This window comes from Chitinophaga sp. CF118 (genome assembly GCF_900112615.1).
Lineage (GTDB): Bacteria > Bacteroidota > Bacteroidia > Chitinophagales > Chitinophagaceae > Chitinophaga.
In genome coordinates this window covers 58,465-85,047 of record NZ_FOMK01000014.1, presented here as the reverse complement: position 1 = coordinate 85,047, position 26,583 = coordinate 58,465, and the positions used below count along the sequence as shown (strand labels likewise).

21 protein-coding genes are annotated in these 26,583 nt (G+C 41.9%); 10 read left to right on the top strand and 11 right to left on the bottom strand.

Features of this window, described 5'->3' with window-relative positions:
* The first annotated feature begins 40 nt into the window (after positions 1-40).
* The 4 genes from BM176_RS30250 to BM176_RS30235 all read left to right on the top strand — a co-directional run bounded on the left by BM176_RS30250 (position 41) and on the right by BM176_RS30235 (position 4,314).
* Positions 41-2,260 (top strand): GH92 family glycosyl hydrolase, encoded by a 2,220-nt coding sequence (locus tag BM176_RS30250; protein WP_090108148.1) that lies wholly within the window; start codon positions 41-43, stop codon positions 2,258-2,260.
* 167 nt (positions 2,261-2,427) lie between these two features.
* Complete coding sequence (locus BM176_RS30245) at positions 2,428-2,862, top strand: hypothetical protein (protein WP_090108147.1); 435 nt, start codon at positions 2,428-2,430, stop codon at positions 2,860-2,862.
* A gap of 325 nt (positions 2,863-3,187) precedes the next feature.
* Positions 3,188-3,652 carry a GNAT family N-acetyltransferase gene (locus BM176_RS30240; RefSeq protein WP_090108146.1) on the top strand — a complete coding sequence of 155 codons (465 nt, stop codon included), beginning with the start codon at positions 3,188-3,190 and terminating at the stop codon, positions 3,650-3,652.
* 89 nt (positions 3,653-3,741) lie between these two features.
* The gene (locus tag BM176_RS30235; RefSeq protein WP_090108249.1) at positions 3,742-4,314 is read left to right on the top strand and encodes a DsbA family protein; all 573 of its coding nucleotides are present in this window, start codon (positions 3,742-3,744) and stop codon (positions 4,312-4,314) included.
* A 262-nt stretch (positions 4,315-4,576) separates the two neighbouring features.
* Here BM176_RS30235 and BM176_RS30230 read toward each other — a convergent pair whose 3' ends face one another.
* The 7 genes from BM176_RS30230 to BM176_RS30200 all read right to left on the bottom strand — a co-directional run bounded on the left by BM176_RS30230 (position 4,577) and on the right by BM176_RS30200 (position 14,450).
* Positions 4,577-5,992, bottom strand: a complete 1,416-nt coding sequence (locus BM176_RS30230) for an efflux transporter outer membrane subunit (RefSeq protein ID WP_090108145.1) — start codon at positions 5,990-5,992, stop codon at positions 4,577-4,579.
* A gap of 24 nt (positions 5,993-6,016) precedes the next feature.
* Complete coding sequence (locus tag BM176_RS30225) at positions 6,017-9,169, bottom strand: efflux RND transporter permease subunit (protein ID WP_090108144.1); 3,153 nt, start codon at positions 9,167-9,169, stop codon at positions 6,017-6,019.
* A gap of 116 nt (positions 9,170-9,285) precedes the next feature.
* Positions 9,286-10,470: an efflux RND transporter periplasmic adaptor subunit gene (locus tag BM176_RS30220; RefSeq protein ID WP_255373616.1), complete on the bottom strand. Its 1,185-nt coding sequence runs from the start codon at positions 10,468-10,470 to the stop codon at positions 9,286-9,288.
* Positions 10,471-10,800: 330 nt separating this feature from the next.
* Entirely contained in the window at positions 10,801-11,682 is an 882-nt protein-coding gene (locus BM176_RS30215; RefSeq protein ID WP_090108143.1) for a helix-turn-helix domain-containing protein, read from the bottom strand.
* Between the two features lie 255 nt (positions 11,683-11,937).
* Positions 11,938-12,375: a MarR family winged helix-turn-helix transcriptional regulator gene (locus tag BM176_RS30210; RefSeq protein ID WP_090108142.1), complete on the bottom strand. Its 438-nt coding sequence runs from the start codon at positions 12,373-12,375 to the stop codon at positions 11,938-11,940.
* Between the two features lie 298 nt (positions 12,376-12,673).
* Positions 12,674-13,390: a LytR/AlgR family response regulator transcription factor gene (locus tag BM176_RS30205; RefSeq protein WP_090108141.1), complete on the bottom strand. Its 717-nt coding sequence runs from the start codon at positions 13,388-13,390 to the stop codon at positions 12,674-12,676.
* Positions 13,383-14,450 (bottom strand): sensor histidine kinase, encoded by a 1,068-nt coding sequence (locus BM176_RS30200; RefSeq protein WP_177230593.1) that lies wholly within the window; start codon positions 14,448-14,450, stop codon positions 13,383-13,385. Before BM176_RS30200 ends, BM176_RS30205 begins: the two co-directional genes overlap by 8 nt.
* Positions 14,451-14,662: 212 nt before the next feature.
* On the opposite strand from BM176_RS30200, the gene BM176_RS30195 reads away from it, so the two are divergent.
* Complete coding sequence (locus BM176_RS30195) at positions 14,663-16,873, top strand: TonB-dependent receptor domain-containing protein (RefSeq protein ID WP_090108139.1); 2,211 nt, start codon at positions 14,663-14,665, stop codon at positions 16,871-16,873.
* A gap of 62 nt (positions 16,874-16,935) precedes the next feature.
* Here BM176_RS30195 and BM176_RS30190 read toward each other — a convergent pair whose 3' ends face one another.
* Positions 16,936-19,050 (bottom strand): endonuclease MutS2, encoded by a 2,115-nt coding sequence (locus BM176_RS30190; RefSeq protein WP_090108138.1) that lies wholly within the window; start codon positions 19,048-19,050, stop codon positions 16,936-16,938.
* A gap of 193 nt (positions 19,051-19,243) precedes the next feature.
* On the opposite strand from BM176_RS30190, the gene msrA reads away from it, so the two are divergent.
* The 4 genes from msrA to BM176_RS30170 all read left to right on the top strand — a co-directional run bounded on the left by msrA (position 19,244) and on the right by BM176_RS30170 (position 23,025).
* The gene (gene msrA, locus BM176_RS30185; protein WP_090108137.1) at positions 19,244-19,891 is read left to right on the top strand and encodes a peptide-methionine (S)-S-oxide reductase MsrA; all 648 of its coding nucleotides are present in this window, start codon (positions 19,244-19,246) and stop codon (positions 19,889-19,891) included.
* A gap of 135 nt (positions 19,892-20,026) precedes the next feature.
* Positions 20,027-20,734, top strand: coding sequence for a hypothetical protein (locus BM176_RS30180; protein ID WP_090108136.1), 708 nt, complete (start codon positions 20,027-20,029; stop codon positions 20,732-20,734).
* A 47-nt stretch (positions 20,735-20,781) separates the two neighbouring features.
* Entirely contained in the window at positions 20,782-21,843 is a 1,062-nt protein-coding gene (locus BM176_RS30175) for an SGNH/GDSL hydrolase family protein (RefSeq protein WP_090108135.1), read from the top strand.
* Between the two features lie 303 nt (positions 21,844-22,146).
* Entirely contained in the window at positions 22,147-23,025 is an 879-nt protein-coding gene (locus BM176_RS30170) for an AraC family transcriptional regulator (RefSeq protein WP_090108134.1), read from the top strand.
* A 92-nt stretch (positions 23,026-23,117) separates the two neighbouring features.
* Here the strand turns inward: BM176_RS30170 and BM176_RS30165 are convergent, their stop codons facing one another.
* Complete coding sequence (locus BM176_RS30165) at positions 23,118-23,321, bottom strand: hypothetical protein (protein ID WP_090108133.1); 204 nt, start codon at positions 23,319-23,321, stop codon at positions 23,118-23,120.
* Positions 23,322-23,414: 93 nt separating this feature from the next.
* Between BM176_RS30165 and BM176_RS30160 the strand changes: the two genes are divergently transcribed.
* Entirely contained in the window at positions 23,415-23,822 is a 408-nt protein-coding gene (locus BM176_RS30160; protein WP_255373615.1) for a hypothetical protein, read from the top strand.
* Between the two features lie 138 nt (positions 23,823-23,960).
* Here the strand turns inward: BM176_RS30160 and BM176_RS30155 are convergent, their stop codons facing one another.
* A complete protein-coding gene (locus BM176_RS30155) occupies positions 23,961-24,977 on the bottom strand; it encodes a family 43 glycosylhydrolase (RefSeq protein ID WP_090108132.1) in 1,017 nt (338 codons plus the stop codon).
* Positions 24,978-25,056: 79 nt separating this feature from the next.
* On the bottom strand, positions 25,057-26,580 hold the full coding sequence (locus BM176_RS30150; RefSeq protein WP_177230592.1) for a SusD/RagB family nutrient-binding outer membrane lipoprotein: 1,524 nt from the start codon (positions 26,578-26,580) through the stop codon (positions 25,057-25,059).
* Between the last annotated feature and the right edge of the window lie 3 nt (positions 26,581-26,583).

Below are 26,583 nucleotides of genomic sequence, written 5' to 3'. Positions count from 1 at the left end.
TTTTATTTTTATCTTGTTCCCGCCAATATAAGTCCAAGCTATGAGAATATTTCTTACATCGTCATTTATCAGCATATTAAGCCAGGCTGCAATAGCCCAGTTCCAGTCCGTACAACCACTATCCGGAACCGCTGCCAGCACTACTGCATCTGCATTAAAACATGGTACAGGTACCGAATCTTATGCCAATACTATTCCGGCAGTAACCCTTCCATTTGGGATGACACAATGGACACCACAAACAAACACTACAGAAAACAAATGCGTTCCTCCTTATAGCTATAAAGACAGTCTCATTAGTGGATTCCGCGCCTCTCACTGGCTGAGCGGCTCCTGCACACAGGACTATGGCAGTTTCACTATCATGCCCATCAGTGGGAAACTGAAAACCACCGACTACGCTATTCCATTCTCACACGAACAGGAAATGAGTACTCCTGCCTGGTATCATATTGACATGCCCGGATTAAGTACTGAAATAACAGCGACAGCTCGCTGCAGTATGATGCAATTCACTATGAGCCGGACAGACAGCTTATACCTTCTCATTAAGCCTAATAGCGATAAAAACAAGGGATTCGTGCGCGTGGATCCTGCCAGAAATGAAATAACCGGATATAATCCCGTTTATCGTATTTACCAGGGCTGGGGTAAACCGGCCGGCTTCAGCGGTTATTTCGTTATTCAGATAGAACGACAAACCAAAACCAGCGGTACCGCAGCCGGAGCACAACTCTTTCAGACAGATAGCATCAAAGACCTGGCAGACATTGGCGCTTTTGCAGGATTCCACTTACAAAAAGGAGAAATACTACGGATCAGAACAGGTACTTCCTTCACCAGCATCGAAGCTGCAAGAAAAAACCTCCAGGCAGAAATCCCTGATTGGGATTTCAAAACGTTGATGAACAATAACAGAAAAGTGTGGGATGAAGCCCTTGGAAAAATTAAAGTGGCGACTGAAAACGAAAAAGATAAACGCATTTTTTATACTGCTTTCTATCACGCAATGCAGCATCCGCGCCTCTTTAATGATGTGGATGGTACATACCCAAAATTTGCGGGTAATTACCAGTCAGCACATCTGGCTAAAGGGAATTATTATGATGATTTTTCTATGTGGGATATCTATCGTGCTCAATTACCTCTGTACGAAATACTACAGCCTGCACTGGTGAATGACCTGGTGAGATCATTAATTTTAAAAGGGCAGCAAGGCGGATGGCTGCCTATATTCCCCTGCTGGAACAGTTATACTTCTGCCATGATCGGGGATCATTCTACCGCCTTCATTGCGTCTGCCTATGCCAAAGGGATCCGTGATTATGATGCGCAGGAGGCTTACCGCCTGATGCGTAAAAATGCTTTTGACATCGCTCCGGAACAGGACTATGCAAACGGAATGGGACGACGTGCCCTTCCTTCCTACTTACAATATGGCTATATCCCGATGGAAGATAGCGTTCCGATGGCTTTTCATAAAAAAGAACAGGTAAGCCGCACTCTTGAATATGCATATGATGATTATGCACTGTCTGTAGTGGCAAAATCTTTGGGTAAGACAAAAGACTATAAGGAACTATCATTACGCGCAAAGAATTACCGTAACATCTTTGATACCACTACCGGACTGGTAAGAGGCCGCTATGCAAATGGCAGCTGGTACACTCCATTTCAACCTGATCACAAAGAGCCTTATGTTACGGAAGGCACTCCCCGTCAGTATAGTTTTTATGTGCCACAGGATGTGCCCGGCCTGACAAAGTTAATGGGTGGTCCGGCAAAACTGGAAGCTGCATTGGATTCCCTCTTTATCAAAAACGAATACTGGCATGGCAATGAGCCTGGTCACCAGATTCCGTTTCTATATAACTATACACCAGCTCCCTGGAAAACACAGCAACGGGTAAGACAGATCCTGGCAGATGAGTATTCTGATGGTCCTGGTGGATTAAGTGGAAATGATGATGCCGGCCAGATGTCTGCCTGGTACATTTTTGCTGCAATGGGTTTTTATCCTGTAGATCCGGTGGCGGATCAATACCTTTTATGCGCTCCCTTGTTCGACCAGACCACCATCCAATTACCTGGTGCTAAAAAACTGGAGATTACCTCTCATAAACAATCAAAAACAGCCTTGTATATCCGTGCTGTAAAATTAAATGGTAAAACACATGCCACAGATCGTATCAGTCATCAGGAACTAATGCAGGGAGGTAAACTGGAATTCTTCTTACAGGATGAACCGGCGAGAAAATAACTCTCTTTTGCTGGTATTACATAAGATATTTAATATATTTGTTATCACTATTGTCCGGTGGGGGTACAGCCCGCCATTGTCCACCTGGACCTAAAGTGAGAGCATAATCCTTTTCCGGACAGGAATGATTTGTTATGTAATAACCTGAACTAAATAAGAGCATTTCTATGAGCAATGAAGCAGACAACACACCTATTCAGAATGCAATCGCAGCCGCCTGTTCTACGGATTTACCGGAAGCTATCAAGATAATGGCGACTAATAATGATGTAGATACTGATACGTTAGAAGAAGAATTAAGGCAACAAGTCAAGTTCATGGAAATGGTATGGGTGGATGCGAAAGCGGGAGGACAACTATATAAAACGATGTATAGTGGTGTGACCTATGAACAGATTATAAGTGCTGGCCGTCCTGGTACACATGCTGAAGTACTGGCTGTAAATGAGGTAATTAAAGCATTAAAAGAGGCTGGAAAATTTCATTCTGCTGAAGACCTGAAAAAAATATCTGTAATGGCAAAAGAAGGCGACCTTAATCTGGCACGCTGTGTACATTGCTTTTATCTGTTACAGGGAGTAAAAACAGTTGGTTTCGATTAACAACATAAAAAGGATAATGTACAAATCCCCTGCTGGTATTTTACCAAAAGGGGATTTGTACATTTAATGGGAAAATTGTAGAAACCAGTCGTTAATTATACAACAAGTCCGATAATCCGTCAATTGATTTTGTTACACCACAGCTATATTTTTGGCTCAGATTACAGTTAAAAATGCCTGCGGTATATGTTGCCTACCACGTTCTATGATAAACGCTACCAGTGTTTGGTTAATTCTATACTACCTGCTATACAGTATTAATACCGATATCACTTCCCGGTAGAATTAACGCAGTTATTTTTCTGCATATAAAACAAATACGAGTATGAGTACTTCATATAGATTAGCGCGGTTAATGGATGCAGAAGAACTAACCATAATGTCAATGGAACTATACAATGAGGTAATTAGCCGGAAAGATCTTAAAGAAAACCGGGTTGTTGCCACCATCAGGTTTTATGAGGAGAACGCCAATATGGGAGAAGTGCTGATGATTGAATACAATGGTGTACTGGCAGGCTACTCAATGATCTTCAGATTCTGGAGTAATGAATATGGCGGATTGCTGGTTGGAATAGATGAATTATTTATCAGGAAGCAATTCCGTCATAATGGTATTGCCAGTGCATTCGTAAATGCACTGATCAATGATGAAAAAAGAAAACCCAATTTTGTGGGCATCGAACTGGAAAGTCATCCGGATAATAAGGACGCAAACAGACTCTACATGTCTCTGGGATTCCCGAAAAACGAGAACACATCTTACATAAAACTATTCCGGAAAAAATAATCCATAATCAATACAAGTTATTCCTTTATCCAACCATTGTCCGGCATCCTCCATTACACCATCTTTGTATTGTTGCTTAAATGATAAATATGAACAACAACAAAGATATTCCGATTATACCATCAAAAGATATGCTGATAGGCGATCCGCAGGCTCCGGTAACATTAGTGGAATTTGGTGATTATGAGAGCAAAACTAATTTACAGGCTCACCGGGTAGTGTTGGAACTACTGGAAAAATACCCTGACAAGATCAATTTTAACTTCCGTCATTATCCATTATTACAGATACATCAGAGGGCACATAAGGCTGCTGAAGCAGCTATTGCCGCGGGGCAGGAAGGAAAGTTCGCAGAGATGCACGAACTCCTGTTAAACAACCGTACCAATCTGGGGGTGATCAGCCTTACCAGCTATGCAAGACAAATTGGAATTAAAAGCAAACAATTCCTTGATTCGCTGGTAGGCGGCAGGTATGGATGGCAGGTACATGGGGATTTAGCTGAGGGAAAACGGCTGGGGATAAAACATATCCCCGCGTTTTTCATCAGCGATAAACAACTGGACGGAGAGATCACTTTCAACAATTTTTCTAAACATATTTTATCTGTTACAAATAATAAAAAGCTCATCGATAATTACTATACAGTTGGCATTGGTTAGAACGAATGGCTGTTTCTCTTCAGAGACGGCCTTTTTTTTACCCATAAAAAAAACGCCGCAAATTGCGACGTTAATTTTCCTTTCTATCGATTCTTCAAGCCTTTCTGTACTTACAAGTAACTCTTTAACTGTTCATTTTTTTATGGGTTGATTAAAAGTTCCATCTCCGCGAGAGAGGCCCTTTTAGTCAACCTCAATTTTTTTGTAACCTTCAAATAAAGTTTTGGGGTATAACAAAACGTATATACCTATTACAACTGTTTTATTGATAACCACCTCCAAGACTTCTGTACAATTCTACAGAAGCACTGAGTTGCTGCCGGGTGATATCGGCCTGTGTAAGCCCTGCCTGTAAGGATTTACCCTGTGCAGTGATTACTTCCAGGTAATTTGCCATACCGCTGCGGAAAAGCATCTGTGCCTGTTGCGTAGCCAGCAACAAGGTATTCACCTGATCTGTGGCAATCTGCTGTTGTGCTTTCAGCTTATCCAGTTTTACCAAGGCATTGGTTACTTCTCCAATAGCTTCCAGTGCCAGCTGCCGGAAACGGATCACCGCTTCTTCTCTTTCAATACGCGCTACTTCCAGCTGCGTTTTCAACTGTCTGTGCTGGAACAATGGTTGCGTAATACCAGCTCCTGCCATACCAAACAAAGATGCTGGTAAAGTAAACCACTTACTGGCTTTAAAAGCATTCACACCGCCACTGGCTGTAATATTCAATGAGGGATACATACTTGCCTGCGCTACTCCAACATTTGCATTGGCAGCTACCAGCGCCATCTCTCCTGCCCGTACATCCGGCCTCCGGCTGATCATGGCTGCAGGAATACCTGCTGTCAATGAATCACGTAAGGTCACATTGTTCAATTCACTGCTCCGGGCAATAGTACCTGGCAATTCTCCTGAAAGAATGCGAATAGCATTTTCCTGGATAGTCTGTGCCTGTTCCAACTGAGGAATCAATAATGCTGCTGTCTGCAACTGAGCTACTGCCTGTTGAACAGCGAGCTCTGTTACTTCACCGGCTGTTTTCTGTAACCGGATCATCTGCACAATCGTATCACTCAAAGCCACATTTCTGCGGGCAATTTTCAACTGCTCATCCAGCATCAGCAGGTTATAATAACTGTTGGCTATATCTGCCACCAGCCCTGTCTGTACAGTGCGGGCACCTTCGTATGTTTGCAGGTAGCTGGCCAATGCTGCTTCCTTACGGCGACGGATCTTACCCCATATATCAATTTCCCATGACAATCCTGCATTCAAACTATAATCTTCTATATGGTCTGTTCCTAAAAACGAATTCAGACTTGTACCATTCAGACTGTTCTTGGAAGGAATAGAAGTGGAAGCTGATGCCTGCAGATTCACAGATGGTAACCATCCCACTTTCGCCTGTTTCACATATGCATCTGCACTTTCTATACGCTTCAATGCCAGCTGCAGATCGTAGTTACCTGTCAGTGAACGGGAAATCAATTCCTGCAATGCCGGATCTGTAAAAAACTTTTTCCATTCCAATCCCGCCACACTACTATCTGAGGGTGCGGTACCGCTGAACTGATCCGGCAGAACCAGGGCAGGACGTTTATAATCACGCCCTACCCGGCAAGCTGCCAGTCCTACAACTATAAATAATGAAATGAATGAAAGACTAAAATATTTTCGTTGCATTATTAATTACTTTATTATTAAGGATCACACTACTGCCTCATCACGTTTTTCTGGTTTGCCACTAATCTTTTCCTGGAGAAACTGGAAGATGATGAACAATACCGGTATGGCGAATATCCCGAGCAATACACCCGTTAACATACCACCCGCTGCTCCTGTACTGATAGATCGGTTACCCTGTGCAGACGATCCCGTTGCTCTCATCAGCGGTGTTAAACCAGCAATGAAGGCGAAGGAGGTCATGAGGATAGGACGTAAACGCAACTTCGATGCTTCCAATGCTGCGGCCAGCAGCCCCATTCCACTACGGCGTCGTTGTACGGCGTACTCCACAATCAGGATCGCATTTTTTGCAAGCAAACCTATCAGCATGATCAAACCTACCTGCACATAAATATTGTTATCAATACCAAACAGATTGATGAATACGAATACTCCGAAAATACCCAGTGGTATTGATAAGATTACAGAGAACGGAAGGATGTAACTTTCATATTGTGCAGACAACAGGAAATATACAAACACAAGACAAAGCAGGAAGATAATCCCGGCCTGTCCGCCGGCAGATATTTCTTCTTTGGTCATCCCTACCCACTCGTAAGAATAACCACGGGGCAGGTATTGTGCTGCTACTTCTTCTACTGCCTTAATTGCATCTCCGGAACTGTATCCTGGTTTAGGCTGACCATTAATCGTTACCGCATTAAAGAGGTTATTACGGGTCACTGTTTCAGGACCATATACTCTTTCCAGTTTCACAATAGCATTGATAGGTACCATCTGTCCGGCACTATTCTTCACAAAGATATCGTTGAGTGTAGCCGGATCTGCACGGGAGGCCATATCTGCCTGTACAATCACACGGTAGTATTTACCAAAGCGATTGAAGTCAGAAGCGAAAGTACTACCATAATATACCTGCATAGTTTGCAGAACATCGGTAACGGATACGCCTAACTGTTTTGCTTTATTCTCATCAACTTCCACATTATACTGAGGGTTACCCGCATTGAAAGTGGTAAAGGCAAAGGCGATCTCCTTTCTCTTCATCAGCTCTCCGATAAAACCGTAAGCCGTTCCTGCCAGTTTATCCAGCGGTCCGCCGTTACGATCCTGCAACACTACTTCAAAGCCGTCCACATTACTGAAACCCGGTACGGTAGGCATATTGAACATGAAGATGTTTGCTTCTTTGATCCCTGCCAGTTTGCCCTGCATGATACCCATTACCTGTTTCAGGTCTTTCACCTTTCCTCTGTCTGCATGCTGTTTCAGTTTCACAAAACCTACTGCATAACTGGAACTGATAGAGCTTGTCATGATATTTAAACCAGATACGCTCAGGTAACTGTTTACAGATTCCAGATCATGCATCTCTTTTTCTACCTTGGCTACTACCTGACGGGTGCGTTGAAGTGAAGTACCTGGAGGCATGGTGATGGAGTATACCACGAAACCATTATCCTCTGTGGGTATAAACCCGGTAGGTGTTTTCCTTACCAGCCATACTGTTATGCCAAGTATAATTACCAGAGCGCTAAGCGGTACCCATTTATGTCTTACCAGGAAACGCAGGCTGTGAATATATTTGGAACTCACTGCTTCAAATCCTGTATTGAAGGCTGAAAAGAAACGGCTACCAAAACCTTTCTGTACATGCTTGCCATCAGGCCCGTCATGATGATTGTTCTTTAATAACAATGCACATAACGCCGGACTTAAAGTCAATGCATTCAATGCAGAGATGAGGATGGCGATAGCCAGTGTGAAGGCAAACTGTCTGTAAAATACCCCGGCCGGGCCCTGCATAAAACCTACAGGAATGAACACCGCGGCCATCACCATCGTAATGGAAATGATAGCACCGGAAATCTCCTGCATACTGGTAATAGTGGCATTCCTGGGCGACATATTAATCCGTTCCATCTTTGAATGGACGGCCTCCACCACCACAATCGCATCATCGACGACTATACCAATTGCCAGTACCAGTGCAAACAGTGTTAACAGGTTAATGGTAAACCCAAACAACTGCATAAAGAAGAAGGTACCTATGATAGCAACCGGCACTGCGATGGCAGGAATTAATGTAGAACGGAAATCCTGCAGGAAGATGAATACTACTATAAATACCAGTATGAATGCTTCTATCAGTGTATGTTTTACCTGGTCGATTGATTCATCCAGGTATTCTTTAGTACTATAAATATTGAAATACTCTACACCTTTTGGAAATGACAGGGCTGCCTTTTTCATCAGCTTATTAACCGCTACCTGTATATCATTCGCATTGGAACCTGCGGTTTGATAGATGGCAAGACCAATACCCTCTTTATCATTTACTCTGGTATTACTGCTATAAGTAAATGAGCCAAACTCAACATTCGCCACATCTTTCAAGCGGAGTAAAGAACCATCAGCATTTGCTTTCAGCACAATGTCTTCATACTGCTCATGCTGGTTCAGTTTACCTTTATACTTAATGATGTATTCAAAAGCTTCCTGGCTGTTTTCTCCAAAACGGCCGGGAGCTGCTTCCAGATTCTGTTCTTTGATAGCAGTCAGTACATCCTGCGGCGATAAACTATTCGCAGCCAGCCTGTCCGGGCGCAGCCATATACGCATAGAGTAATCTTTACCACCGAATACGGAAGCTTGTCCCACACCAGTTACACGTTGTATTTCAGGGATGATGTTAATCTTCGCATAGTTCTGCAAAAATGTTTCATCATAGTCTGGCGATGTACTTACCAGGTTTACCACCTGGATCATACTGTTCTGTTGTTTCTGTGTGGAGATACCGGCATTTACTACTTCTACCGGTAAGATGCTGGTAGCTTTAGCCACACGGTTCTGTACGTTCACAGCAGCCAGATCGGGATCTGTACCCAGTTTAAAATATACGTTCAGAGTCATGGAGCCATCATTGTTAGATGTGGAAGTCATGTATGTCATGTTCTCCACACCATTCACGGCTTCTTCTATAGGAGTAGCTACTGAACGGGCTACCACTTCGGCATTGGCCCCGGGGTAAGAGGCTGTAACAGCCACACATGGCGGAGCAATATCAGGGAACTGTGTTACCGGTAAAGTAACCAGCGACAATAATCCCAATAGTACCAGTATAATAGAGACCACTGTTGCCAGTACTGGTCTTTCTATGAATTTTTTTAACATAATCTTTTTTGAATGAGCTGATAGATCCGGTCATAGGATGTCCTTACCGTGTTCCGGGTATGATCCCCGGACTACAGCCGTAACAGCATATATCCTCTTTCTTTCTGTGATTTTGATTAAAGCGGTTTCAGCTTCAGCAAACTATCCATTGACATGGCTTGCGGTGCAATAACAGCACCATCACGTAAACGGTCCAGTCCTGTGTAAACAACCCTTTCGCCTGCCTGTACGCCTTTCTCTACAAAATAGTATGATCCATTTCTGCCGGAGATTGTGATGGGTTTGCTCGCCACTTTGTTACTATCTCCCACTGTGAATACAAATACTTTATCCTGTAATTCGAAGGTAGCTTCCTGCGGAATCACCAATGCGGCAGCAAACTGTTCAGGAATCTTTACGCGGCCGGTATTACCGGAGCGCAATAAACCTGATCCATTAGGGAATACAGCACGGAAGCTGATGGCACCGATGTTCTTGTCGAACTGCCCTTCCATTGTTTCAATACGGCCTTTTTCAGAGTAGATGCTATTATCAGCCAGCACCAGTTCTACAGGAGGCAGTTTCTTTACTTTGTCTGCAATGGTTTTACCTTCTACTTTATTTTTAAACTGAATGAAGTCGACTTCACTCATGGAGAAGTAAGCATATACTTCGTTGATGTCAGACAGCAATGTTAATGGCTGAGTTTCTCCTCTTCCTACCAGGCTACCTGTTTTAAAAGGAATTCTGCCAATGTAACCACTCACCGGAGCTGTGATCAGCGTATAGCCCAGGTTGATACGTGCATTGCTGACCATTGCCTGTGCCTGCGAAACATTTGCTTTCGCTGCCTGAAAAGCGGCGGTGGCTGTTTTCAGTTGAACATCAGATACCACATTGTTCTGTACCAGTGGAGTAAGACGGCTTACTTCAACAGCTGCTTTTTCTTCATTGGCTTGTGCAGCCAGCAAACTTGCAGAGGCATTGCTCAACTGCTCCTGGTAAGTGCGTTCGTTGATCCTGAATAACGGCTGACCGGCTTTTACATAAGCGCCTTCATCTACGTATATTTTATCAAGATAGCCATCCACCTGTGGACGGATTTCCACATTCACCTTGCCTTCCAGGGAAGCATTGTATTCGCGGTAAGTAGTGGCAGGAACAGCAGCTACTTTAAATACAGGCAATTCTGCAGCAGGCTGACCAGCCATTTCTGTTTTAGCAGTAGATGTAGCACAGCTGCTTAATACTGCCATGAAGAGTATAGTATAAATAAAGCCTGCTGGCTTATACATGTTGTTGTGTTTGAGTAATTGGTTCATACGATGATATTTTATTTTTTTTGCAATAGATGCCCATCCTGCAAACAATGCAGTTAATGATAAATCAATATTGACAGCTATTGGATCTAAGAGGTCATCTCTCCAGGCTGATACAGGAAAGAGATAGTAAAGCCGGAACATAGTTACGTACTACGAACAGGCATCAATTTGTTTTACTGCTAAGGAAATAAATCAGAAAGATTAGCAGGCGCGATAATTATACTTCATGGGCTTGCGATTTTATGACAACGTTGTAATGACGTTATACTATTAAAGAACTGTACAAAAGTACTATGTATTAAAAAGAATTGCATTTAACTAATTACGGTATTAATTGTACTTTTCACGGATACTTTTTTGGAAAACAGCGGGTGTATGACCTGTATGTTTTTTAAAAAAGCGATTAAAGTAACCATCATCCTCAAAGTTAAGCTGCCACGCGATTTCTTTGATGCTATGTTCATTCCAGAATAACAAACGTTTTGCTTCTGTGATACGTTTTTCATCAATGATCTGTTTCGCAGTTTTACCCACAACAGATTTAATCGTATCGTTCAGATGCCCTGGTGTTACATACATCATATCCGCATAATGCGTTACCTGTGTCTTATCCTTATAGTGTATGTCTGATAGTTCCTTAAACTGACGTACAATGCGGTTCTGCACATTATCGGCCTGCACGGTTTCAATTTCACGTTGTGGTAAACGGGCGCATGCTGCCAACAGTGAATTTAGTAAATTACGTACTATCACTTCACGTAATGGCTGCTGTTGTTCTGTTTCTTTCAGCATCAGTTTTGCAAACGCCATCAGTTCCTTCAGCTGACCATCCGTTAATTGTATAACAGGTGTCTGGAATACACAGGCTGCCCAGCATACCATTCCGCTCAAAGGTTCTTCCATCAGGAATTCCTGCTCAAAAGAAACTGTAACGCTCTCGCATAAACTATCCCCCATAAACTGATGAATCTGATCCGGTGAAAGCAGAATCAAAGCAGGCGCTTTTACGGTGTATTTTTCGAAATCTATAAATTGGGTAATCTCACCTGAAAGGACAAGTGTGACACTATAATTAACACGACGATGAGGTTCCGTCACACCACTCGGTTTTACGAGATAAGTAGTACGGTTAATGTTGAATCCTTTGATAGGATTTGCCACATCAGCGCATTCAACATAGTTATAAACAGGTATGATTACATTATTCTTCATAATACTAACCGTTTGTTTTAAATAAGGGTATTGCAGTAAATCACATAGTGGTTGGACAGATCAGATGACATGATCTCTAAAAAGCAGCAGGTAGAGTTGGTATTAACCTTTGGTACAAATCATAATAGTGCAAAAATAAAGTTTCCGTTCAATTTTCATAATATTTCTCTACTCTTGATAACTTAATTATCCGGAATCTTTACCTGATTAATCATTAGCCGGCTAATTAATATTACAAAAAAAAGCCGGTAAGCCCTATTCTTCGTCCAGATTCTCCAACACCTGCATTAGTAATCTTTTTAATAACATACGTTCTTCCATGCTCAGGTCTTTTACCATTTGCTGTTCCAGCCGGTTCCAGGTCTGTTCTGTGATGTGTTTAGCAGCTTCCTCCCCCTTTTCGGTCAGAAATACCTGTACAACACGTTGATCCTTATTACATTTCTCCTTTTTTAAAAATCCTTTCTTTTCCAGTCGCTCCGCCATCCGGGTCACCGTTGCCGGCGTTACCTCCATATTATCTGTCAGTTCATTCATCGTGATCCCCTGCCGGCATAGTACCTGCTGAAGAAAGATTTCCTGTCCTGCATGCAAATCATAGCAGGCCAGCATCTGGTTACCCTTATTACGGTGCGCTTTACTGATCTGTACCAGCAGATGACTGATGGTACTGCACATAAGCGGTTTGTTCATGGTGCAAATATAATAATTAGCCGGCTAATTAAATAAAAAAATAAAAAGACTTTTGACTCAAATATAAAATCCGGCCCAGGTATCTCTTAAATATTTGATTCCTTTTAAGGCTGTGGCGGTTAAAGTCCGCCATATATTAGTTATATTGAAATCTGATGCTCAATAAATAAAAAGCATAAGTAAAGGGGAGATATAGTCATCCTACGTTCATCCTACGTTTTAAACGTAGGATGAACGTAGGATGACTATATCTCCCCTCTATTCTTTCTTATATTATATAGAAAGCGATCAGGGGACTTTATTTAGAAAATCCCAGTTCTTTCAATAAAATCTCTTTGTAATTAGTCCCGATAGGAATTTCTGTATTATTAATAAATACCCGGTTCCCTTCAATATGCCCTATTTTAGATTTATTGATGATAAAGGACCGGTGACTGCGCAAAAAAAGCGATCCGGGCAATAACTCCTCAAAGTTAGAAAAAGGCATTTTCGGCAATAAGATACTCGTAGTAGTAACTATTTTCGTATAATTTCCCTGAGCTTCTGCATACAGCAGATCATCATGATAGATCTTATAAATCTTACCATCCGTTTTTATAAAAATGAAATCTTCGGCTGGTTTGGAGCTTTCAGAAACAACCTTCGGCTGGTTTCCATTTAATTTTTCCAGTGCTTTGTCAACAGCTATAATAAAACGATCAAAAGAAAAGGGTTTCAGGAGATAATCACATGCTGCCAGATCAAATGCATCTACCGCATACTCTTTGTAAGCCGTTGTAAAGATAATCTGCGGAGGATTCCTCATGGTTTTCACAAAGGATATCCCATCCATTACAGGCATATTAATATCCAGAAACATTACATCAACAGCCTGCGCCTGTAAAACCGCCTTGGCTTCCAGTGCATTCCCACAAGAGGCTATTACGTTTAGATGTTCCAGATGCCCGCAATAGTTTTTGATAATATCCCTTGCTATAGGTTCATCATCTACAATAAGACAATTAATCTTATTCATTTGATTTCATTTTTAACTGCAACTCTACCTTGTAAAACATTTCATCACTACGTACACTCAGCTCATGGGCATTGTGGTAAAGTAATTCCAGTCTTTTAGCTACATTGGGAAGCCCCATCCCACTGCTTTTATTCAATATATTATTGTCCTGTACTTCTTTTCCATAAGTATTTTTTACAGAGAACAGAATCGAATTCCCCCATGTTTTCAGTTTGATATCTATAAATATGTTGTCCGTTGCTGTATTCTTTGAATGCTTAAAGGCATTCTCTATGAATACAATCAGCAACATAGGTGCAATCTTCACATCAGCATCCATCATCTCTTCTACATCAGTCGTTAATACCAGCCTGTCTCCTATTCTTATCTTCTCAAATTCAATATAATTTTTGATGTATGTTATCTCATCCTTCAATGGCACATACACATCGCTGGCATCATAAACGGAATACCGCAGTAATTCTGATAGTTTGAGCAATAATGGCGGAATCTTTTCATGATTAGTGATGGATAAGCCATATAAGTTATTAAGCGTGTTAAACAGGAAATGCGGACTAAGCTGTGATTGCAGTAAATGCAGTTCGCTTTTACTCTGCGCCACCTCACGCTGTGCCTCTTTCAACTGATGTTGATTAACCGCATGCACCATTTTGATTAATGCTCCTGTTGCAATACTGATCATCACAAGAGGTAACCAGAACAACATCAGGTTAATTGCCACCCTCTCTCTCAACGGGAAATCTGCATGAAAGAACACCCAGGCGGTACAGGCAATAATCAACAGGATCATTCCTGCTGAAGCAGCTTTAGGAAGCGTTTTTGTATTCGCCATCCAGATGCCCGCAATATACCGGCCGGCAAAAACACCCAGCATAAAACATACTGTGGCGGCAAAAGAAACTGCCTCATCTTCATGTATCCCTACCGATTTCACATACGATTCTACCGCTATGAAAATGGGAATAGAAACCACCATTGCCAGTATAAAATACCAGAAACTGCCAAAAAAGCCTTCTATTATTCCGCCGCTTACGTTGCTGTTTTCGTTCATTTTAACCATAGATACAAATTTGAGCTCATCCGGGGTACGAAAAAAATTGCGTGGCCCAAAAGGCTTCCTCCGGTGACAAACGAACAAATACAGGGTTCCAATCATTTCATCACCCTATAAGCCGTTTCTATCCTCCTACAACCAATTTACAACATATTATTTTTAGCAGGCAAAGAGATCTGTCAATATTTGCTTCATTAACAGACGATAAAATTCTCAATATGAAAACTTACTACTTCTTTCTCTTTGCTTTATTGCTGCCAGCGGTTACCCTTGCGCAAACAACGCCTGTAGCCAGTCAACAACAAAAGGATACAACTAAAAAGATAAACCTGAATGAAGTGGAAGTGAAGTCTAAACGCCCTTTAATCCAGATGGAGATAGATAAAACCGTTGTAAACGTTGGTTCAATGATCAGCGCAACTACCAGTAATACCCTTGAAATACTGGAAAAAACGCCCGGGGTATTAGTGAATAATTCAAATGGAGATATCAGCCTGAACGGCAGAGGTGGTGTATTGGTACTGATAGATGGCAGATCAACACATATGTCTTCACAGGACCTGGCCAATTACCTTAAAACAATACCGGGTGGATTGCTGGATAAGATAGAATTGATAGATAACCCACCTGCAAGATATGATGCTGCAGGCAATGCTATTATTAATATCCGTATGAAAAAGAATAAAGCCGGCGGCTTTACCGGCAGCCTTGCATCAGGTATTAGTCAGGGTAAATTTACAAGAGGCAATCATTCATTAAATCTCAACTACAACCATAAGAAAGTAAACATCTTCGGGAACCTCGGTTATACTCATGAGAAAAACTATTCGCTGGATAATTACCAGACAAACTTCTACGATGCAAATGGAGTATTAACATCTAATGTAGCCTTGAATAATGAACTGCAATCTCATAATAAAGGACTAAATACCAGTTTGGGGATAGATTATGCAGCTACTGAAAATACTACTTACGGCGTACAATTCAGCATCGGTAAAAACAGGAGAAATGACAACTTTAATTCAGCAGGTACAAACTACAGCAACAATGAGCCGGACAGCATAAGTAAAGGATACACCATCAGCCAGGAAAATAAAACTAACCTGGGTGCCAATCTGAACTTCCTGCATAAATTTGGTAAAACCGGCAGAGAATTATCTGCCGACGCAAACTATCTGAAATACCGGGCTCGTGGAGATCAGTCATTGCAAAACTTTAATTATCTGCCCGATGGATCGCTGACCGGCAACGATGATTTTTTATACCAGTTGCCTTCAGATATAAATATCTATAGTGTAAAGGCTGATTACGTCCATCCGTTTAAGAACAAAGCAAAATTCGAAGCCGGTTTTAAATCCAGCATCGTTGATAATGATAATCTTGCCGATTACTACCAGATCATCGACAAACAATCTCTCATCGATAACGGCAAATCCAATCATTTTAAATACCATGAGAATATCAATGCAGCCTATGTAAGTGTCCAGAAAAGCTGGAAACAGTTGGGTATTCAGCTGGGACTGCGGGCTGAACATACCGTTTCAAACGGGCATCAATTGGGAAATGCGGAAGTAGCCGCCAGCAGCTTTCATAAAAATTATCTGCAACTTTTCCCCAGCTTGTTTATACAATATAAGCTGGATACGCTTTCCAGGAATAGCCTCGCTTTCAGCATTACCAGAAGAATCAACAGACCAAATTACCAGTTACTCAATCCTTTCCGGTTTTTCCGCGACCAGTATACCTACACATCAGGTAATCCATTGTTAACTCCCCAATATCAATATCGTTATGAGCTTAAATATCAATACAAACAAAAGTTGCGGATGACGTTAAGTTATAACCGGTTTACTGATGTTATTTTTCAAACCACAAATGTGGTGGATAAGATCCTGATCACGAAACCGGAGAATGTCAATCAGGGTTTTATGCTCCTGTTAAATACCGGCTTATCCTTTACCCCTGCTGCCTGGTGGAATCTTTATACCGATATTCTGCTTTCTCGGATCGGATTGAATGGCGTAACTTATGGAGAAAAGCTGAATCCCAGAACATATGTTGCCAGGATCAATGTATCAAACCAGTTTCAGTTTGGAAAAACATGGAGTGCAGAACTTGGGGCATATTATGCCAGCATAGATTTAAACGGGCAGACTTTTACCGATGCCATGTTCCGGGCAAACGCAGGTGTACAGAAAAAAATCCTTAAAGGGAAAGGAAGTATAAGGATTTCAGTTGATGATATCTTTCATTCATGGGTATATCACAATCGCTCCATGTCTCTTAAACAAACCCAATATTACCAAATCAGTGAATCAGATACGCAGAGGGTAGGATTGTCCTTCTCCTATAGTTTTGGTAAGGATACGTTTACACGGAAAAGTAAACACAGGGATAATGCGCTGGATGAGGAAAAGAGTAGAATGTAGAAGGCAGAATTATGGGAATAAGCATAAAAAAAGGCTCCGTTCAGGAGCCTTTTTGACTATATCTATTTAGCAGTTTCTTCTTTAGGCCGTTCTTTCACCAGCACCAGATCCGTAAGCGGTACGTTCATCGGGATATTACCCAGCTTTACAATCCCGCGTTTATCGCGGATCTCCAGCAGCTTCCCTACCTGACCGTTACTCCTGATCTTTACCTGGTCACCTACTTTACAGGCCCCTCCTATCTCCAGGAATTTATCCTGAACCTTTTTCTCCATGCGCTCATTGATCTGTTTTTCCTTTTTACGGAACAGCAATGCTTCTGCCTGTTTCAGTACTTTGGGCTTATCTTCTGTACGTTTCCATTCCACCACTATCTGCTTCATTTTGCGCTCCATATCTTTCAGGTACTGCAATTCCTCTTCCTTAATCTGATTCTGTAATTTAAGAACGGTTACCTGCTGGGTTTTCCGTTCCTTATCCGACAAAATCTCATATTCACGTTTTAAGCGCTCATTTTCCTTCAGTAACTTCTGTAGCTCCTTCTCTTTGCTTTCTACCTTTTGAAGGTCCTGTTCAGCCTTATTCAGCAGTTTATCAAGTTGGAAGTGTCCTTCATCCACCAGATTCTTTGCCCTTGAAATAAGAGCGGGATTAAGTCCTATACGTTGTGCAATCGAAAAGGTGTACGAACTACCAGGCTTTCCTACAATCAGTTTATACATGGGTGACAGGTTCTGTTCGTCAAAACCCATCGCTCCATTAATAATACCTTTCACTTTATTGGCCATCACCTTCAGGTTCAGGTAGTGCGTGGTTACGATCCCAAAAGCATGCTTTTTAGCCAGTTCTTCCATGATTACTTCCGCAAAAGCTCCTCCCAGGTTTGGATCGGACCCACTTCCTAATTCATCTATGAAAAACAGCGTTTTACCGTTGGCGTTCTCCATGAAATACTTCATGTTCTTCAGATGGGAACTATAGGTACTCAGCTCAAATTCCAGCGATTGCGTATCTCCGATGTGGATCATCAGTTGCCGGAAGATACCCAGTTGAGAACTGGGATGTACCGGTACCAGCAAACCAGCCTGTAACATCAGCTGGATAAGACCAATGGTTTTCAGCGTGACCGTTTTACCACCGGCATTCGGACCACTGATCACCAATATATGATTGTCGTTATCTAATGTCAGGTTCAGGGGAATGGTGGGCTTCTTGTTCCTGCGGTTGTACAATAACAGCAAAGGATGATACGCTTCTACCAGGTGAGCCTGCGAAGTAGCCGAAAGCATGGGATAGTTACCATCCATGTCCAGTGCCAGCTTTGCTTTACCCCGTATAAAATCGTAGATGCCCAGGATATCGTGGTAGTTGTTCAGCAGTTGTGCATGCTGACTAAGTGCCGCCGTGAGTGCCCGTAAAATCCGGTATACTTCTTTATTCTCTTCTCTTTCCAGAGAAGCGACATCATTGTTAAGTTCTATCGTTTCTTCCGGCTCTACAAATGCTGTTCTGCGGGTATCAGACTCTCCGTGAAGGATTCCTTTCACCATTCGTTTGTTCTCAGCAAATACGGCCAGTACTCTCCTGCCATTCAGGAAAGCCTCCTCTGTATCTGCAAGATAACCCAGCTTGCTCAGTTTGGACAGCGCACGGTCAAATGCACGGCGTAACTCATTACGTTTACGGTACAACTGCATACGGATCTTTTCCAGTTCCGGAGATGCATTGTCCCTTACCTGTCCGGATTCATCCAGAATTTCATCAATGAGAATGACGATCTTTTTCTCATAATGTGTGTGCGTGATTACACTGAACAATCCTGAATACTGAATACGTCTTTCGTGGTCAAAGAAGCGGACAATACTGTGCATGCTTTCTGCCAGCTTACGCAGCAACATTACCTGGTCTCCGGCCAATACCGCACCCTGGATACCTAACAACCGCAATTCATTCTTCAGGTTCAGTATATAGTCGTTCGGAAAATGTTCCTGGAGTAAAGTAAGCTGCTTATATTCATGCGCCTGCTGGAGAGCAGTCTTTACATAATCGATGTGGGTATGCAGCCGCAGCTCCGCTGCCATCTGTTTGCCGAGCTCTGTTTTACAATGTTCCTGTAACAAAGCCTGTACCTTGTCAAATTCCAGCTGCATAAGCGCTGAATCGGGAAAATATTTCATTTTTTCTATTCCATACAAAGTCTATGACCTTTATCATAGACGGTTAAAATTGACTTTTAGCTACCCGGAGGCGCCAAAAAAGAATGTTAAAGTTACTTATATTGCTGATCTAATACATCATTCTTGTCGTAATTTAACTTGACGAAGGTACCTGAATAAGTGCTTTCAGACTCCACCTTCAAACAATTACATCATGCGAAGATACTCATTATTAAGCTGTTTACTGGCCATAACCTTCTATGCGTGTGCCCAGGGAAAACAAACAAAAGAACCGGGAGATATGGAAATTCCCAAAAATGCGAAGACGGCAACGGCCACCTTTGGCGGAGGCTGTTTCTGGTGTACAGAGGCCCAGTTCCAGTACCTGGACGGTGTACTTAAGGTACAATCCGGCTATGCCGGTGGTACAGTGGCCAACCCCTCTTACGAGGAAGTATGTACCGGCACTACCGGTCATGCAGAAGTGATCCAGGTAACTTACGATCCCGCTAAAATCTCTTACGAAGAACTGCTGGAAGCTTTCTGGCACAGTCATGATCCTACCCAGTTAAACCGGCAGGGAAATGATGTGGGTACACAATACCGCTCCGTAATCTTCTATAGTAATGAAGAGCAACATAAACTGGCGGAATTGTATAAAGACAAGCTGCAGAAATCAGGCGCTTTTGAACAACCTATCGTAACACAAATTGCTCCGCTGACCAATTTCTATAAGGCAGAGGACTACCACCAGGATTATTACCGGCTGAATGGATCACAACCATATTGTCATATGGTAATTGCTCCGAAGATTGAAAAATTCAAAGAGGTGTTCAAAGATCATTTGAAAAAAGATAACTAATTGCTTATCAATATAATTAAAGAGAGGGTTAGATCAATGTTTATCTAGCCCTTTTTCTTTTTTAGATAAACTAAACATATTTGAAAAAAGCGTATATTGTATAAGCATTCCATTCCTGTGTAAAGCATTACTACTATGATGTACGTACCGCAATCTTCCCGGCAGGCATGTCCTGACGAACAGGTTTTTTATTCACTAATCAGCAAAGATCCTGTTCTCTCTCATTTCCTGGAAACTGGTAACATGCAAACCAATGCACATTTTACCGCCAACAAACTGTACAAAGATCCTGATTTCCTGCATTTTATTGCTCCTTTTTACGAGCAGGCCTTTACGGCAGCCATCATCCAATGCTTTAATACCGGCAACACTGGTATGATGAGCGATATTACCGGCAATCCTATATTGCTGGACGATGGATACCAGGAAAAGAGTTATTGTACTATACTGGACTATCTTCAGGAAAAACAACAAAAGCTGCTTTCGATCTGGAACGATCTGCAGCTAAAAAATAAAATTGATACCACCGAACTGAAAAATCTTGCCAGTCCCACTTCAATCTCACTACTTAATTACCTCCCCGATGAATTTGAAGGATTCCGTAGTGAATACTGTAATGAACTGGTGAAATTGACCAGGCTACTGGTGCGCACTGATTATGATATGGCACATGAGCTAATCATTAATACTCTGGAGCTTCATTGCCTTCCACAATCCCGTCAAAGAGCTACAATCTGTTTTCAGGAATTACAAAACATAGAAGAGCATGCAAAACCAACTGGCATTAATCAGCGGCCTACCTTCATTTTATTACGCCTCATAGCCGCTATGAGTAAAAAATAGTACCTCTATTTCTTTTTTCTTTATTTTTCCGGGGAATTAGTCGCGTTATGAAACAAATATTCCCCTTGTTACTTCTGATCGTATATAGCTTCCAACTGAAAGCGGAAGACACTACTTTTTTTAAAGCCGATCATCCCTATATTCAATATACCGGACGTACTGATATATCGCAGCCCGATGCTCCGCGCTTCTGGCAGCCAGGTGTGTATATCCGGATAAAATTTAAAGGCCGTTACTGTAATATTATTATTGATGATGAGGTGCGATATGGCAAAGAGCATAACTATCTGGCCATACAGGTAGATAATTTGCCGGTTAAACGCCTGCAAACAACAGGTGCACACAATATTATTAATGCTGCAGATGATTTGAGTAATAGCGAACATATCCTAACCATTTGTAAGAATACTGAAGCGGCCATTGGCTACCTCAAATTCATCGGCGTACAGTGCAGTGCAATATTACCATTGCCGGCCAAACCTTCAAGAAAAATAGAATTTATTGGCAACTCCATTACCTGCGGTACAGGAAGTGATCAATCTGTAGTGCCATGTGAAAAAGGCGTGTGGTACGATCAGCACAATGCATGGATGAGTTATGGCCCCACTACAGCACGGGCACTGAAAGCACAATGGCACTTAAGTTCCGTATCAGGTATTGGTCTTACACGTAGTTGCTGCGATATGAATATTACAATGCCACAGGTATTCGACAAAATAGACATGCGCACTGCTGAGCTCAACTGGGATTTTAAAAGATATCAGCCGGATGTGGTGACTGTTTGTCTGGGTCAGAATGATGGGAAACAGGATTCTGTAATCTATTGTAAGGCTTATCTCCAGTTTATTGATACCCTCAGGAAAGAGTATCCGAAGGCAACCATCATCTGCCTGAGCAGTCCGATGGCAGATGCAGATTTAACAGCAGTAATGCAACGTTATCTGAAAGCGATTGTAACAACTGCACATGATAAAAATGTTTACCGCTATTTCTTTTCCAAACGCTATCATCATGGATGTGGAGATCACCCGGATCTGGAGGAACATAAACAGATAGCGGCGGAACTAACAGCCTATATCGGGAAGATCAAAAAATGGCAAAGGAGCTGAAATTTTCAGCCCCTTCATTGTTCACCTGTTGATCTATAGGATTGCCAATTGGCATGGTTATTCACATGTAATTTTATATCTGATATCTTCCATTAAAGATAGTCCTGCCATCTATATGAGTATAATACTTTCTTATCGTTTTTTTCTCTTTTAATACCATTTTTTACTCTCCGGCCTCCATTTTCCACTTAAAATGATTGATAATTAAGTATTTTATAAGAAAGAATATTTGAAAATTATAATAGTATTATTTTATCCCTTAACTTCGAATCCTTATGCTTTAACTAGTATAAATACTACGTTATGACCGATACTAACATCCTTAGAGAAATCACTCCACTTACCCAGAGTGATTGCTTTATGATCTTTTCACGTACTAAAAAGAAGTTTGACTTTCCCCTTCATTATCATGAAGAATTTGAACTTAACCTTATCATCAATGCAAAAGGTGCACAAAGAATAGTGGGAGATCATATTGACCAGATAGATGATCTTGAACTGGTGCTGGTTGGCCCAAACCTGAACCACGGCTGGTTTACACATGAGTGTAAAAGTCCGGAGATCACTGAAATAACTATACAGTTTAATAAAGATTTATTTGAGGATAAGTTACTTCGCAAAAACCAACTCCGCTTCATGCGAAGTATGCTTGAAAATGCAGGCAATGGCATCCTCTTTTCACAGGACACTATCAGACATCTAACACCAAGACTGCTTTCTCTTAACCAGAAAAGCGGTTTTGATTCCGTACTGGAACTGATGTCTATACTGCACGATCTGTCCATTTCGCGCAACACACGCCTGCTGTCTGATACTACTTTCCATAAAGGACTGTTCAATCATAACAGCAGAAGAATAGAAAAGGCTTTCGAGTATATGAATAATAATTACGATAAACAGGTAAGTTTAACTGATATAGCAAAGCTGGTAGGTATGACGGAAGTATCTTTCAGCCGGTTTATCAAGAAATGTACAGGAAATACTTTTATTGACAGTTTAAATGAAATCCGCCTCGGGCACGCCTGCAGGATGCTGGTGAATACTACCCACGCAATAGCGGAGATCTCCTATAAATGCGGGTTTAATAATATCTCGAATTTTAACAGGCTGTTTAAGAAGAAAAAGGGCTGTACACCTAAAAATTTCAGGGAGAGTTTATCCGGAGTGAGAACGTTTATATAGAATTCCGGGGGCTGGTACAAAAATTACCTGTTGCAGGATGTAGCTTAAACTATCATACCCGCAACAGGTAAAGCGTAAAGAACTGACTCATATTACACCAGATTTTCTTCGTGTAGTATATTATTAACCTTACTCCTGGTGTTCTGAAGATGACCTCTGGCTTGCTCACCGGCATTTCTTGCTTTCGTAGCTATCTGATTCATTAAATCCTTTGCACGGCTACCTTTTGATAGATATATGATTGCTCCGGCTGCTGCTGCGCCAATAATAGTGGCGGCTACTAATGCACTTTTCATGTTCTTTATTTTTAGTGTAAAATAGATAGCACAAGAGTTGTACCAATTGATGCTGGCATTTCATATTTTTGCCCCTTCAATTAAGCACCAATAATGCCTGAAACCACACCATCGCCTGTTTACAGTATTCCATTAAAATACCGGAAAATGGAGAATCTCCATATCGTTTTCTGGTTGTTCAAAGACATCAGTTGGTGCCTTGTATGGCACACATTGGGAATCATTATGATCTTCCCTACCCTTATTATCTCTATTATCATAGCCTACCGTACCCGGCAGTTTATGTCTGAGTTATGCCATAACCTGGCTATTACCGTATGGATCAGTGCAAACTCCTACTGGATGATCAGTGAGTTCCTGCATTTTGATTCAATTACAATCATGGGAGAGATTACCTATAAACATCTCGCGGTGATCCCATTTTTCATGGGCGTGTTTATCCTGGCATATTATTACCTGTGGTACAGAAGGAAACATCCGGAAGAACTGGAAACAATGTAGGGGCTTTAGGTTTTTCTATTTATCAGGAGGCAAAATAATAATCAAGAGGTTCTGGGGAACCTCTTGATTATTATTTTGCCTCCTGATATTTGGCTCCTGATGGAGCCTTCTGTTTGCAGGATATCTAAAATTCTCTACTTATTTAGCAGGTAACCAGAAGTCAAACGGGGCATCCCTGTCACAAACCAGCGTACCGTTTTCAAATTTCAACTCTGCCACCTGAATTGAAGAGCGGCGGCGGGAATAAGGTACAATTCCATCTTCATTCACCTTATCTTCGCCATGGAATTTCCTCCCCGGATGGGTAAAATAAATCACATAAGCTTTATCGTCCACCACTACTACATCTCCATGTGCACCAGTAGGAATATCTTCCGGACGTTTTCCCGGCACATCCAGGATCATGCCCTGCTTGGTCCAGGTAAGCATATCTTTTGACCTGTAAACACGCATTCCTTTCCATTCGTCGGTCACCATCCAATACCAGTCCTTAAAGTGGAATACTTTCGGGCCTTCCTGTGCCCTTTCACCAATGGCTGGCTCAGTGTTAAAGGTCCATTTAAAAAGGTCATTACTTTCTGCCATCATAATATGACTGCCACGAGCCTCATCTTTATACCAGACCCGCCACTTTTTATCCTGCATCTGGATGAGGGTAGGATCAATTACTTTTTCTGAAGATAACTCCGGGAATCCCTCAAATTTCCAGTCCCACATATCCTTGCTGGTATAATGCGCGATCCGGGCATTACCGCCCCAGTTATTACGCACACCCTGGATATAGGATACGAACATATGATAGGTACCATTATTAAACACCACATCGGGCGCCCAGAAAGTATTCATTCCCTTTTCAAATTCCAGGTTCAGCGCTCCCCTGTAAATCCAGGTGTGCCCATTATCTTTAGAGGCTGCAATACCAATAGCAGAGCCATAACAATACGCAACATTCATTGCATCCACATTCGCCCTGCGCTGAGTATAGAGCATCCACCAGGCTTTTTCAATATCATTCCATATCACGACAGGGTCTGCAGCGCCGTCATAGATCGGATCTCTGAAAAGGGGTGCCGGCGGGATATGACGATCCTGCGATTTTACTACAAAAGATGAGCAACAGAGAAGCAGCAGAAAAACGTGGAGACTTTTTATCATAGACAATCAGATTATCTATGTAAAATCTAAAAAAAAATCCGGATTATAAAATCAGTATCTGCCAAAGGACAATATATCATCACTGATTCCACCATACCCTTCGTAATCTGTCATCCTTCCCTTCCATGCGGTTAAGTGCCTCCTGGTAATGAACCGGATTATTAAGCGCTTCTGCAGCAGGATACAATAAACGTTTAGGTAATACACCACCCGTTTCTGATTCGCCATTAACATCGACTATAGGAGCTAATACCGGAAAACCTGTACGCCGTTGGTTAGCATATGCTTCAAATCCATTGGGAAATAAGGCCACCCATTTCTGCATGTTTATCTTTTCAATAGCATGCTCCGCTGTTAAAGGATGGGCAGTTACAAAATCATTGATCGCCTGTTCACTCACAGCATTCATACCGGGATAAAGTAATAGTTGCGCCATAGCAGCGCGGATGCCCTCCTGATAATGTATATTGGCGTTGTCGCCCGTCCACCCCCTGGCGGCAGCTTCTGCCAGCAGGAATCTTACTTCTGCATATCCCATGTGCAGGAAGGGAGACTGCAACTGGTAAAAGGGTTTATTGATAGTACAGTATTTATATGCATGTGGGATAACAACTCCATTCGTTCCGGTAAAGTCTTCTACCTGCTCCCAGAAATACAAACCCGGCTTAATAGGAATATAGTGGGTGATGGCCGTAATATCATTATCATTTTCATCGAAATTAACGAAGAACGAACCAAGGCGCGGATCATTTTCTGCTTTCAGATAATTAACAAATGTAGCACAGCCAGATGTATGCCTGTAAGTCTCTTCCTCTTGTAAAGCCTGCGCATATCCATTGCCCCGCAAATCAGGATATGCATAGTTTTCATGCAGCATCTTAAAATTATCATCCGCGCTCTGCATCACTCCTGCTGCAATAGCCGCCTGCACTTCCGCCTTTGCCTTTGCAGGATTTGCGGCTGAGATGCGCATGCCTAAACGCAGTTGCAGGGAAGCTGCCAACCGTTTCCATTTGATGATTGCACCGTTATAAACAATATCATTTAAGATGGGTAACTGCCTGTCGTCAAACTGAAGAATCGCCGTATCCAGTTCATTAAAAAAGCTATTGTAAATATCCTGCTGATAATCGTACTGTGGTGTATATATTTTGTTATAATAGGCCATACCAGCCTGTGAATAGGGAATATCTCCAAATGCATCTGTGAGCAAAGAAAAGATATATACTTTCAGTACACGTGCAGCGGCTATATAATTTATCTGTGCCGTATCTGTTTTATTTTTTTCGATGAGATCTGCCAGTTGTTTGATACTCTTACTGTAATAGATATCCCACATCAGTGTGTTATAGAAATCATTCCTGATATATTTGGAACCATATCCCATGCCTGTGGTACCATTAATATATTGCACCATAGGTTGTAATAACAGCAGATTGGGATAACCGGTTTCTCTTCCTCCATCCAGGAAATAAGCAGCAGCGGCCAGTTGCTCTCCAGGCGCTACTGATGACCCTTTCTTGGGATCAGTATTAATCTTCCCAAAATCTTTTGTGCAACCGATTAACACAGGTAATATAAAATACAGTATGCGTATTTTCATCTT

Excerpts from the sequence above, each read along its gene's own strand:
- BM176_RS30250 (WP_090108148.1), top strand. The coding sequence starts at position 41 with ATGAGAATATTTCTTACATCGTCATTTATCAGCATATTAAGCCAGGCT.
- BM176_RS30245 (WP_090108147.1), top strand. The coding sequence starts at position 2,428 with ATGAGCAATGAAGCAGACAACACACCTATTCAGAATGCAATCGCAGCC.
- BM176_RS30240 (WP_090108146.1), top strand. The coding sequence starts at position 3,188 with ATGAGTACTTCATATAGATTAGCGCGGTTAATGGATGCAGAAGAACTA.
- BM176_RS30235 (WP_090108249.1), top strand. The coding sequence starts at position 3,742 with ATGAACAACAACAAAGATATTCCGATTATACCATCAAAAGATATGCTG.
- BM176_RS30230 (WP_090108145.1), bottom strand. The coding sequence starts at position 5,992 with ATGCAACGAAAATATTTTAGTCTTTCATTCATTTCATTATTTATAGTT.
- BM176_RS30225 (WP_090108144.1), bottom strand. The coding sequence starts at position 9,169 with ATGTTAAAAAAATTCATAGAAAGACCAGTACTGGCAACAGTGGTCTCT.
- BM176_RS30220 (WP_255373616.1), bottom strand. The coding sequence starts at position 10,470 with ATGAACCAATTACTCAAACACAACAACATGTATAAGCCAGCAGGCTTT.
- BM176_RS30215 (WP_090108143.1), bottom strand. The coding sequence starts at position 11,682 with ATGAAGAATAATGTAATCATACCTGTTTATAACTATGTTGAATGCGCT.
- BM176_RS30210 (WP_090108142.1), bottom strand. The coding sequence starts at position 12,375 with ATGAACAAACCGCTTATGTGCAGTACCATCAGTCATCTGCTGGTACAG.
- BM176_RS30205 (WP_090108141.1), bottom strand. The coding sequence starts at position 13,390 with ATGAATAAGATTAATTGTCTTATTGTAGATGATGAACCTATAGCAAGG.
- BM176_RS30200 (WP_177230593.1), bottom strand. The coding sequence starts at position 14,450 with ATGGTTAAAATGAACGAAAACAGCAACGTAAGCGGCGGAATAATAGAA.
- BM176_RS30195 (WP_090108139.1), top strand. The coding sequence starts at position 14,663 with ATGAAAACTTACTACTTCTTTCTCTTTGCTTTATTGCTGCCAGCGGTT.
- BM176_RS30190 (WP_090108138.1), bottom strand. The coding sequence starts at position 19,050 with ATGAAATATTTTCCCGATTCAGCGCTTATGCAGCTGGAATTTGACAAG.
- msrA (WP_090108137.1), top strand. The coding sequence starts at position 19,244 with ATGCGAAGATACTCATTATTAAGCTGTTTACTGGCCATAACCTTCTAT.
- BM176_RS30180 (WP_090108136.1), top strand. The coding sequence starts at position 20,027 with ATGATGTACGTACCGCAATCTTCCCGGCAGGCATGTCCTGACGAACAG.
- BM176_RS30175 (WP_090108135.1), top strand. The coding sequence starts at position 20,782 with ATGAAACAAATATTCCCCTTGTTACTTCTGATCGTATATAGCTTCCAA.
- BM176_RS30170 (WP_090108134.1), top strand. The coding sequence starts at position 22,147 with ATGACCGATACTAACATCCTTAGAGAAATCACTCCACTTACCCAGAGT.
- BM176_RS30165 (WP_090108133.1), bottom strand. The coding sequence starts at position 23,321 with ATGAAAAGTGCATTAGTAGCCGCCACTATTATTGGCGCAGCAGCAGCC.
- BM176_RS30160 (WP_255373615.1), top strand. The coding sequence starts at position 23,415 with ATGCCTGAAACCACACCATCGCCTGTTTACAGTATTCCATTAAAATAC.
- BM176_RS30155 (WP_090108132.1), bottom strand. The coding sequence starts at position 24,977 with ATGATAAAAAGTCTCCACGTTTTTCTGCTGCTTCTCTGTTGCTCATCT.
- BM176_RS30150 (WP_177230592.1), bottom strand. The coding sequence starts at position 26,580 with ATGAAAATACGCATACTGTATTTTATATTACCTGTGTTAATCGGTTGC.